This is a genomic window from Streptomyces beijiangensis (genome assembly GCF_017315755.1).
Classification (GTDB): domain Bacteria; phylum Actinomycetota; class Actinomycetes; order Streptomycetales; family Streptomycetaceae; genus Streptomyces; species Streptomyces beijiangensis.
Window position 1 is genome coordinate 1 of sequence record NZ_JAFLRJ010000450.1, and the last position, 9946, is coordinate 9946.

The 9946-nt window shown below is 72.0% G+C and carries 10 protein-coding genes and 2 pseudogenes; 5 read left to right on the forward strand and 7 right to left on the reverse strand.

All coding sequences use genetic code 11. From position 1 onward, the window contains the following. A partial coding sequence (locus J0695_RS34220) for a DUF3459 domain-containing protein (RefSeq protein ID WP_206968664.1) occupies positions 1-682 on the forward strand: 682 nt, incomplete at its 5' end. 4 nt (positions 683-686) lie between these two features. Here the strand turns inward: J0695_RS34220 and J0695_RS34225 are convergent. Beyond that, complete coding sequence (locus J0695_RS34225) at positions 687-1814, reverse strand: aminopeptidase P family protein (protein WP_206968665.1); 1128 nt, start codon at positions 1812-1814, stop codon at positions 687-689. A gap of 65 nt (positions 1815-1879) precedes the next feature. On the opposite strand from J0695_RS34225, the gene J0695_RS34230 reads away from it, so the two are divergent. Continuing rightward, positions 1880-2524 carry an NAD(P)-dependent oxidoreductase gene (locus tag J0695_RS34230; protein WP_206968666.1) on the forward strand — a complete coding sequence of 215 codons (645 nt, stop codon included), beginning with the start codon at positions 1880-1882 and terminating at the stop codon, positions 2522-2524. Here J0695_RS34230 and J0695_RS34235 read toward each other — a convergent pair. Beyond that, positions 2518-3117, reverse strand: a complete 600-nt coding sequence (locus tag J0695_RS34235; RefSeq protein ID WP_206968667.1) for a nucleoside/nucleotide kinase family protein — start codon at positions 3115-3117, stop codon at positions 2518-2520. The genes J0695_RS34230 and J0695_RS34235 overlap by 7 nt on opposite strands. Before the next feature lie 39 nt (positions 3118-3156). Here J0695_RS34235 and J0695_RS34240 point away from each other — a divergent pair, with 39 nt between their 5' ends. Next, complete coding sequence (locus tag J0695_RS34240) at positions 3157-3546, forward strand: VOC family protein (protein WP_206968668.1); 390 nt, start codon at positions 3157-3159, stop codon at positions 3544-3546. Here the strand turns inward: J0695_RS34240 and J0695_RS34245 are convergent. Together J0695_RS34245 and J0695_RS34250 are read right to left on the reverse strand one after the other, a co-directional pair. Further along, a pseudogene (locus tag J0695_RS34245) lies at positions 3547-4202 on the reverse strand (LuxR C-terminal-related transcriptional regulator). It lies immediately after the preceding gene. Beyond that, a pseudogene (locus tag J0695_RS34250) lies at positions 4190-4660 on the reverse strand (sensor histidine kinase); the annotation flags it as partial. The pseudogenes J0695_RS34250 and J0695_RS34245, both read right to left, overlap by 13 nt. Positions 4661-4700: 40 nt before the next feature. Between J0695_RS34250 and J0695_RS34255 the strand changes: the two are divergent. Then, entirely contained in the window at positions 4701-5090 is a 390-nt protein-coding gene (locus tag J0695_RS34255) for an FtsX-like permease family protein (RefSeq protein WP_206968669.1), read from the forward strand. On the opposite strand, the gene J0695_RS34260 is transcribed toward J0695_RS34255, so the two are convergent. Then, a complete protein-coding gene (locus J0695_RS34260) occupies positions 5029-5910 on the reverse strand; it encodes a class II fructose-bisphosphate aldolase (protein WP_206968670.1) in 882 nt (293 codons plus the stop codon). The genes J0695_RS34255 and J0695_RS34260 overlap by 62 nt on opposite strands. 4 nt (positions 5911-5914) lie before the next feature. Continuing rightward, a complete protein-coding gene (locus tag J0695_RS34265) occupies positions 5915-6799 on the reverse strand; it encodes an SIS domain-containing protein (protein WP_206968671.1) in 885 nt (294 codons plus the stop codon). A 94-nt stretch (positions 6800-6893) separates the two neighbouring features. Here J0695_RS34265 and J0695_RS34270 point away from each other — a divergent pair, with 94 nt between their 5' ends. Continuing rightward, positions 6894-7673: a DeoR/GlpR family DNA-binding transcription regulator gene (locus J0695_RS34270; RefSeq protein WP_206968672.1), complete on the forward strand. Its 780-nt coding sequence runs from the start codon at positions 6894-6896 to the stop codon at positions 7671-7673. Here J0695_RS34270 and J0695_RS34275 read toward each other — a convergent pair. Beyond that, on the reverse strand, positions 7654-9792 hold the full coding sequence (locus tag J0695_RS34275) for a hypothetical protein (protein WP_206968673.1): 2139 nt from the start codon (positions 9790-9792) through the stop codon (positions 7654-7656). The two genes, J0695_RS34270 and J0695_RS34275, sit on opposite strands and share 20 nt — an antisense overlap. Positions 9793-9946: the final 154 nt, after the last annotated feature.

Sequence of the window (9946 nt, forward strand, 5' to 3'; positions counted from 1 at the left end):
CACCACCACCCCCGCCCACCGCTTCCTCGGCTACGCGCAGACCCACGACCAGGTCGGCAACCGCGCCACCGGCGACCGGCTCTCCGCCACGCTCCCACCCGGCCTGCTGGCCTGCGCGGCGGCCCTGGTGCTGACCGGACCCTTCACCCCGATGCTGTTCATGGGCGAGGAGTGGGGTGCGTCCACGCCCTGGCAGTTCTTCACCGACCACACCGACCCGGAACTGGCGGAGGCCGTACGGCGGGGCAGGCGGCGGGAGTTCGCGGCGCACGGCTGGGCGGAGGAGGCCACGCCCCGGAAGGGGCAAATCGACAACTTTCCCGACCCGCAGGACCCGGCCACCCGCGACCGCTCCTGCCTGAACTGGGCCGAGCCCGCGGAGGAGCCGCACGCCCGCCTGCTCGCCTGGCACCGCGCGCTCCTCGCCCTGCGCCGCGACCAGCCCGACCTGTCAGACCCGGACCTGGCCGCGATCCGGGTGGCGTACGACGAGGAGGCCCGCTGGCTGGTCTTCCGCCGGGGCGATCTGCGCACCGCGGTGAACCTCTCCAAGGAACCGGTCGAGATCCCGCTGGGCGGCGGCCCCGGCCGGGTGCTCGCCGCCTGGGAGGCGGTCGAACACCCGGGAGCGGACGGTCTGTTGAGGCTGGGCCCGGAATCGTGCGTACTGCTCGGTCCGTGAGCCGCTATTCCACGATCGCCATCTCGCGGGCGGTGGCGTTCAGCCGCCGCCCGCCGTCCTCGGTGACCGTCACGATGTCCTCGATACGCACCCCGAACCGGCCAGGGAGATAGATCCCGGGCTCCACGGAGAAGCACATCCCGGGCACCAGCGGCTGCTCCTCGCCCTCGATCATGTACGGCGGTTCATGCGTCGTCACGCCGATCCCGTGGCCGGTGCGGTGGATGAACTGCTCCCCGTACCCGGCCTCGGTGATGATCGCTCGCGCCACCCTGTCCACCTCCTGGCAGGCGATCCCGGGCCGTACGGCCTCGCAGCCGGCCTCCTGCGCCTCCCGTACGACATCGTGCACGCGCTGTTCGGCGACGCTGGGCGCGCCGACGTGGACCGTACGGGAGGTGTCGGAGCCGTACCCGTGCTTGAGCCCGCCGAAGTCGAGCACCACCATGTCGCCGCCCAGGATGACCCGCTCGCCGGCCTCGTGGTGCGGATTGGCGCCGTTGGGCCCCGAGCCGACGACCGTGAAGTCGACCTGCGAATGCCCGAACTGCCGCAGCAGATCGGCGAGATCACCCGCCACATCGGTCTCCCTGCGCCCCTCGAAGCGCACCTTGAGGATCTGCTCGTACGTGGCATCGGCGGCGGCGCCCGCCGCCGCGAGCCGCGCCAGCTCATGCGAGTCCTTGACCGCGCGCAGCATCGGCAGGCTCTCGGTGAGCGAGGCGTACGAGGTGCCCGGCAACTCCTTCTGCAGCCCGAGCAGATGCATCGCCCACGCGTTGTCGCTGATCCCGAAGCGCCCGTCCACGTCGAGCAGCGGCGCGGTGACGGCGTACGGGTCCTTGCCGTCGGTCCAGTCGCGCAGCGTGAGCGCGGGCGCCCCGACGGCGTGCTCGGCGTCCGGCGCCTCCAGGGTCGGCACGACGAGGACCGGGTCCTGGCCGGGAGCCAGGACCAGCAGGGTCAGCCGTTCGGTGGTCGCGGTGGGTGCGTATCCGGTGAGGTAGACCATGTCGGGGCCGGGCGCGACGAGCACTCCGGCGAGCCCGGCGTCGGCCGCGCTCCGTGCGGCGCGGTCCATGCGGGCGCGGTAGTCGTCAACGGTGAAGGGGGAGGGGTCAGCAGCGTCCATGGCCACAATCCTGCCGGGCGCCCGCCCCGGATGCGACCGCTGCGCCACCGGGGGACGATTCCTCCATGAAGATCCTCCTTTTCGGCGCCACGGGCATGGTGGGCAGCCGCATCACGGCCGAAGCGGTCCGGCGCGGACACACGGTGACGGCAGCCACCCGCTCCGGCAGGTCGCCCGAGGGGACGAGCGAAGGCCTGACCCTGGTCACCGCAGACGCCTCGGACCCGGACCGGGTCGCCGAACTGGCCGCAGGGCACGACGTGGTGGCCTCCGCGCTGGCCCCACCACGCGACGGTTCGGCGCCGTCGGGCCCTTTCGTCGCGGCCAACAAGGCGCTGATCGAGGGAGTACGGGCCTCCGGCGTCCCGCGCCTCATCGTGGTCGGCGGCGCGGGCAGCCTCGAAGTCGCCCCGGGCGTACCGCTGGTGACGACCCCCGGCTTCCCCGAGGCCGTGAAGCCGGAGGCCCTGGCGCACGGCGACGTCCTGGACCTCTACCGGACGGTGGACGATCTGGACTGGACGTACATCTCCCCCGCCGCCCTCGTCCAGCCGGGCACCCGCACCGGCTCCTACCGCCTGGGCGGCGACCAGCTGCTCACCGGCCCCGACGGCACCAGCCACATCTCGGCCGAGGACTACGCGGCCGCCTTCGTCGACGAGCTGGAGATGCCCACGCACCCCAAGTCCCGTATCTGTGTGGCCTACTGACCCGCTACGACAAGATCGGCCCGCGCCCGGCCCGCCTCGACGAGCCGGGCGTTGGCCTCGTCGGAGGTACGCACCCACCGCTCGGCCTCCGCGGGATCCTTCCCGTACCGCACATGGCGCGCGACGAGCCGCCGCACCCGCTCCTCAGCGCCGATCTCCAGGAACCACACCTCGTCCAGGAGGCCGCGCGCCCGCTCCCAGTGCAGCAGGTAGTTCCCCTCGGTGATCACCAGCGGGACCCCGGCCGGCACGGCGATGGACCCGGCGACGGGTTCCTCGATGCTCCGGTCGAAGGCGGGCGCGTACACCGTGTCCTCGCCGGTACGCAGCCGCTCCAGGAGCGCCGCGTACCCGCCCGCGTCGAAGGTGTCGGACGCCCCCTTCCTCCCGGCCCGCCCGAGCCGCTCCAGCTCGGCCTGCGCCAGATGGAACCCGTCCATGGGCACCAGCACGGCGAGCCCGCCCAGCGCCTCGACCAGCCCCTCGGCCAGCGTGGACTTGCCCGCGCCCGGTGCCCCTGCGATGCCCAGGATCCGGCGCCGCCCGGCCCCGGCGAGCGCCTGGGCGCGCTCCAGAAGATCAGTGGGGATCACGATCGCCACCCTCCCACGTAGTACGTATAACCTTGCTCCATGTCCCACATCGCACTGATCACCCTCGTCGTCCGCGACTACGACGAGGCGATCACCTTCTACACCGACGCCCTCGGCTTCGAGCTGACCGAGGACACCGACCGCGGCAACGGCACCCGCTGGGTCGTCGTCACCCCGCCCGGCGGCGCCCCCGGCACCGGCCTCCTGCTCGCCCGCGCCAAGGACAACGCCCAGGCCGCCGCCGTGGGCGCGCAGACCGGCGGCCGGGTCGGCTTCTTCCTGCACACCGGCGACTTCGCCGCCGACCACGCCCGGATGTCCGCGGCCGGGGTCCGCTTCCTGGAGGAGCCGCGCCACGAGACGTACGGCTCGGTCGCGGTCTTCGAGGATCTGTACGGCAACCGCTGGGACCTCCTCGAACCGAGGTGATCAGCCCCCGTTGCCCTCCAGATAGGCCAGCACCGCCAGCACCCGCCGGTGCACGGAACCGTCGTCCGGCGGCAGGTCGAGCTTGGCGAAGATCGAGCCGATGTGCTTGGACACCGCCCGCTCGGTGACGACGAGTTCGGCGGCGATGGTGCCGTTCGCCTTGCCCTGCGCCATGTGTTCCAGGACCTCGCGCTCGCGCGCGGTGAGGCTCTGGAGCGGCCGGGCAGCCGACTTCCGGCTGAGCAGCTGGGTGACGACCTCCGGGTCGAGCGCGGTCCCGCCCGCGGCGACCCGCTCCAGCGCCTCCAGGAACTGCTCGACCCTGCCCACCCGGTCCTTCAGCAGATAGCCGATGCCCCGCGCGCCCTGGGCGAGCAGCTCGGCGGCGTACGTCTCCTCGACGTACTGCGAGAGCACCAGGATCGGCAGCTCGGGCATCTCCTTGCGGGCCGCGAGCGCCGCCCGCAGCCCCTCGTCGCGGAAGGACGGCGGGAGCCGTACGTCCAGAACGGCCGCGTCCGGCCGTGTTCGAGCAGCGCGGGCAGGATCTCGGGACCCGTGGCCGCGTCCGCGACCACCTCATGTCCCGACGAACTCAGCAGCAGCATCAGCCCCTCCCTCAACAGGGCGTTGTCCTCTGCGATCACGACGCGCACGGCAGCTCCACTTCGATGTCCGTCGGCCCCCCGCCGGGGCTGGCGATGCGGGTGGTGCCGTCCAGCGCGGCCACCCGCCGCCGGATTCCCACCAGTCCGCTGCCGGCGCCCTCGTCGGCGCCGCCGACCCCATCGTCGCTGATGATCACCCGGAGCGTGCGCGCCTCCCGGGCGATCCGTACCCGCGCACGGTCCGCGCCACTGTGCTTGCTGATGTTCGTGAGCGCCTCCGCCACCACGAAATAGGCCGCCGCCCCGATGGCCGCGGGCAGCCGCCGCCCGTCCTCCACACCGGCCAGCTCCACATCCACCGGTACGGACACATCGGCGGCCAGCGCCCGTACCGCGCCCGCGAGCCCCCGGTCGGTGAGCACGGGCGGATGGATTCCCCGTACGACATGGCGCAGTTCGGCGAGCGCCGCCTCGGCCCCGTCCTGCGCCTCGTCGAGCCGCAGCCGCACCGGCGGCCGCCCCACCCCCGAGCCCGACCAGAAGAACATGCTGGTGATGGGCGTGGGCGTGATCGGCGGTTTCACGGTCCTCGCGGTGGTCTCCACCCTCGCGCTGATCACGATCGGCCGCCGCCGCGAACTCGCCCTGCTGCGCCTGATCGGCGCGGGCCGCCGCCAGGTGACCAGGATGCTCGCGATGGAGACGGCGCTGATCACCACCACGGGTCTGCTCATCGGCACGGTGGTGGCTGCGGTCCCGCTCACGGCCTTCGGCCTGACGGCGGCGGGCACGCTTCCGTACCTGCCGCCGACCGACTACGCGGTGATCGCGCTGACGGTGACGGCCGCGGTGGCGGCCGGCACCCTGCTGCCCGCTATACGCCGGAGCGGGAGGCCGGGACGACAGCGCCGCCCAGCACCCCGATCAGCGAACTGACGGTCTCCGCCATCGCCTGCCGCCCTGCCGTGAGGTACTTGCGCGAATCCACAGCCTCCGGCCGGTCGGCGAGCACCTGGCGTATCGCCCCGGTCATGGCGATGTTCAGCGCCGTCCCGATGTTGACCTTCGCGATGCCGCCCCGCACCGCCGCGGCCAGCTCGCCGTCCGGCACCCCGGACGAACCGTGCAGCACGAGCGGCACATCCAGCGCGCTCCGCAGCCGCCCGAGCAGCTCATGGTCGAGTACGGCGGTCCGCGAGGTCATCGCATGCGAACTGCCCACCGCGACGGCCAGTGCGTCGACCCCCGACTCGGCGACGAAGGTCCGCGCCTCCTCGGGGGAGGTACGCGCCCCGGGTGCGTGCGCATCCAGCGGCGCGGCCCCGTCCTTGCCGCCGACCTCGCCCAACTCGGCCTCGATCCACAGCCCCTGGGCGTGCGCCCAGTCGGCCGCGGCCCGGGTGGCGGCCAGGTTCTCCTCGTACGGAAGGTGCGCGGCGTCGTACATCACCGAGCTGAACCCGGCGGACCCGGCCTGCCGCAGCAGCGCGTCGCTCTTCACATGGTCCAGGTGCAGCGCGACGTCCACCCCGGCCAGCCGCGCCGCCTCGGCGGCGGCCCGTGCCAGCGGCTCGACCTGACCCCGCCGGTACTTCACCGCGTTCTCGCTGATCTGCAGGATGACAGGCGACCCGACGGCCTCGGCCCCCGCGATCACCGCCTCCACATGTTCCAGCGTGATGACGTTGAACGCGGCGACGGCCCCACTGCGGGCCGCCGCATCGGCGACCAGCCCCCCGCTCCCCACCAGCGGCATCGGCTCAGCCCTCGTCGAGGATGACGGAGCGCGTCAGGTGCCGCGGCTGGTCGGGGTCGAGCCCCTTCGCCGCGGCGACGGCGACGGCGAGGCGCTGTGCGCGTACGAGCTCGGCGAGCGGGTCGAGCCCGCCGTCCACCCACATCCCGCCGGTGGCGCCGACCTGCTCGGCCAGCCCCTCGGGAGCCTCGCCGAACATCCAGGTGGCGGTCCCCGCGGTGGTGATGCTGATGGGTCCGTGGCGGTACTCCATCGCCGGGTACGCCTCGGTCCACGACAGCGAGGCCTCGCGCATCTTCAGCCCGGCCTCCTGCGCGAGCCCCACGCTCCAGCCGCGCCCGAGGAAGGTGAACTGCGTGCACTCCACGAGCCCTTCGGGCAGCGGCTCGGCGAGCGCGATCCGCGCATCGGCGACGACCGTGTCGCTGTGCAGTCCGAAGTGGGCCCGCAGCAGGGTCAGCGCGGTCGTGGCGAACCGCGTCTGCACGACGGACTTCTCGTCGGCGAACTCCATGACGACGACGTCGTCCGCCGCGTCCATGATCGGCGTCTTGGGGTCACCGGTGATCGCGACCGTACGCGTCTTGCCGCGTACCTTCCCCAGCAGCTCCAGGACCTCGGTCGTGGTGCCCGACCGGGTCAGCGCGATCACCCGGTCGTACGTCCGTCCGTCCGGGAACTCCGAGGCGGCAAAGGCGTCGGTCTCCCCGAGCCCCGCCTCCTCGCGCAGCACGGCGACGGCCTGCGCCATGAAGAACGAGGTACCGCACCCGACGACCGCGACCCGCTCCCCCGCCGCCGGCAGCGCGTCCGCATGCTCCGCCGCCAGCGCCGCTGCGCGCTCCCAGCACTCGGGCTGACTGTTCAACTCATCCAGGACATGGCTCACGCCGTACTCCACCCTCGGCTCGATGCTTGTTTCTGCACGATACTGCGCCGTTCCGAGCAAAATCAAGCATTCGTTTCTGAGCTAAGGTCGCTCCATGTCACGTGACGCACGCTGGAAGGCCCTCCTGGAGCTGCTCGTCGAACAGGGCCGCCTGGACGTAGAGGAAGCAGCGACCGCACTGGACGTGTCCGCCGCCACCATCAGGCGCGACTTCGACCAGCTCGCGCAGCAGCAGATGCTCGTACGGACCCGGGGCGGCGCCGTCGTCCACGGCGTCAGCTACGAACTCCCGCTGCGCTACAAAACAGCCCGCAGGGCCTCCGAGAAGCAGCGCATCGCCGAGGCGGTGGCCTCCCTGCTGACCCCGGGCGAAGCGGTCGGCCTCACGGGCGGTACGACCACCACGGAAGTGGCCCGCGCGCTGGCGGTACGCCCCGAACTCGCCTCCGGCACTCCGGCGTTGACCATCGTCACCAACGCGCTGAACATCGCCAACGAGCTCGCGATCCGCCCCCAGTTCAAGATCGTCGTCACGGGCGGGGTGGCCCGCCCCCAGTCGTACGAGCTCATCGGCCCGCTCGCCGGCGGAATCCTCTCCCAGATCACCATGGACACCGCGGTGCTCGGCGTGAACGGCTTCGACGTCACGCACGGCGCGGCCGCCCACCATGAGGACGAGGCCGGCATCAACCGCCTCCTGTGCGAGCGCGCGGAGCGCGTCGTCGTCGCCGCCGACTCCACCAAGCTCGGCCAGCGGGCCTTCGCCCGTATCTGCACCACGGACCAGGTCGACATCCTCGTCACCGACACCGGCATCGACCCCGAGACCGCGGCACGCTTCGAGGAAGCGGGCGTCACCGTCGTCGCGGTGTAGCCCCGAATCCGCGGGTCGCCTTGCGCCGCCGTACCCAGGCGATGCGCGCCACGGCGATGAGCATCAGCACCAGACCGCCCCCGACCACCCACAGGGCGCCGGTCTGGATGGAGGTCACCTCCACGGTGAAGGTGACCGGATCTCCCCAGGCCTCCCCGGTGTCGCTCCGGTACAGCTGCGCCGTCACCTGCGCCTGACCGTTGCTGCGCGCGGCGACCGGCACCGACACGGTGCTCACCGCCGCAGCCGTCAGCGACAGATCGGGCACATCCCCGATCTCCAGCATCGGCGCCTGCGCGGTCAGCCCCAGCACCAGCCCCTGCGCCTTCTGCTGCAGCCCGTTGTCGACGGAGACCTGGAGCTTCCCGCTGTCCCCCGACAGCGTGACCTTCGACTTCTGCACCAGATGCACCGCGCCGAGCGAGGCGGTGATCGAGTCGGCCAGCCCCTCCCGGTACGCGTCACCCTTCGTCTGATCGGCGCGCCAGGCGGTCGAGAGCCCGGACGCCATCGCCGCCCGCGTCTGCTGCTCCACCCGATCGGGCGCAGTGAGCAGAGGCAGCAGCGTAGTCAGCCGCCCCTTCTGATCCACCACACTCTGCAGCTGCGCGGCGGAGATCTCGTCGGCGGCCTCGGAGGCGGGATAGGCGGACACCGCCGGCACCGTGGCCTGCCCGGCCGGAGCAGGCATTTCCGTACGCAACTGATCCAAGGTCACGCCCTTGACCCAGCCCGCGTCCTGGGCCGCCCCCAACGCGGCACCGAGCGCCTTCACCGCGTCCGCCGACACCTGCCGGGGCGGCACCACGAACAACCCCGCCCGGTCCGACGGCGAGGCCAGAGTGACGGCGAGGGTCTCCGCGAGTACGCGCTGCTGGATCACGGCCTGACCGGAATCGGCACTCAGCACATCCCCCAGCGTGGAATCGGCGACGAGGGCGGTGGTCCCGGCGCTGGTGGCCTGCACCGGCGCAGTCCCCGACACCTGGGCGCTCGATGTCACCACCGCGCTGCCGCCCAGCGACTTCACGAGCCGCACGATGCCCGTGTCGACCACCTCGTCGGCAGGCCAGGCAACCTCCGCCTCCGGAGTCACACCCAGCGCACTCGCCACCTGCGCGGCCCCGTCGCTCCCCGCCTGCTTCACCAGCGCCGTGAGCCCGTCCACACCCGACCCGTGATGAGCGACCGAGGCCAGATCCGGATCCCCGTACGCCAGCGACACCACATCCCCGCCGCTCACCGCGCTCTTCAACCGCTTCAGCCAGGAGGAAGCCGCACTGCGCCCACTGCCGGCCGTGTTGTCCTGCACCGCCTGCTGCCCGGAATCATCGGGCGAGGAGGCGACGCGATATCCGTCCGACATCGCACTCGCCTCGGCCAGCAGTTCGGGGTCGACCACCCAGGTGACCGGCAGATCGTCCGCGGCCCGCACCGCCGCATCGAGCCGGCCGCTGTCGCCCAGATCGTCGGCGAGCGAGTCGTCGCTGAACACGGCCTCGCCGCTGTCCCCATTGGCCATCGACCAGGCGTTGATGTGCGGGGTCGCGGTAAGCGGCCACACCGCACTCACCGAGGTGGCCTCGGCACTGCTGGGAGTAGGGAACCAGGGCAGAAAGGTACGGGTGATCCCCACAGTGCCCGCCGCATCCGCCCCGTCCGCAGTCCCCTGCGCATCCACGGCGAACTCGTACACCCCGGCCTTGCTCATCCCCAGCACACTCACGGGAACAGCGAGACTGAAATCCGCGCTCTTCCCCGCCGCCACATCCCCGACGTCATCGAGATGCCCGGAAATCTCTTCCCCGTCGGCACTCACCGGTTTTCCGCGCCCGGCGACTTCCCCGATCCCCGCACGCCCGGAAAGAGGCTTGCCCTCCCCCATCCGGACCCCGACCTGCACTCCGGTGACAGCAGTGGCGGCGGTGTTCTTCACATTCCCCTTGACCGTTACGGTCCCCCCGGCAACCGGCACCGAGGGCGTGAGGGAGGTGAGTGTCACGGTGACCGGCAGCCCATTGCCGGCGGTGTCCGCCGCCCCGGCCACGCCCGAAGGGAAGCCGACGCAGCCGGCCAACAGCAGAAGAACCACCGCCGCCATGCGTCCCACGACCGGCATACGCACTCCCTCCGAGCCTGTCGCCGCCCTAGCCCGCATGGTGACGCACGACGAGCGCCCCCGCCACTTCAACCCGTACGACTCCGGAACGCAGAAAACCCCCGCACCAAAAGGTGCGGGGGTTTCCCGGAATGATTGTTCGGCGGCGTCCTAC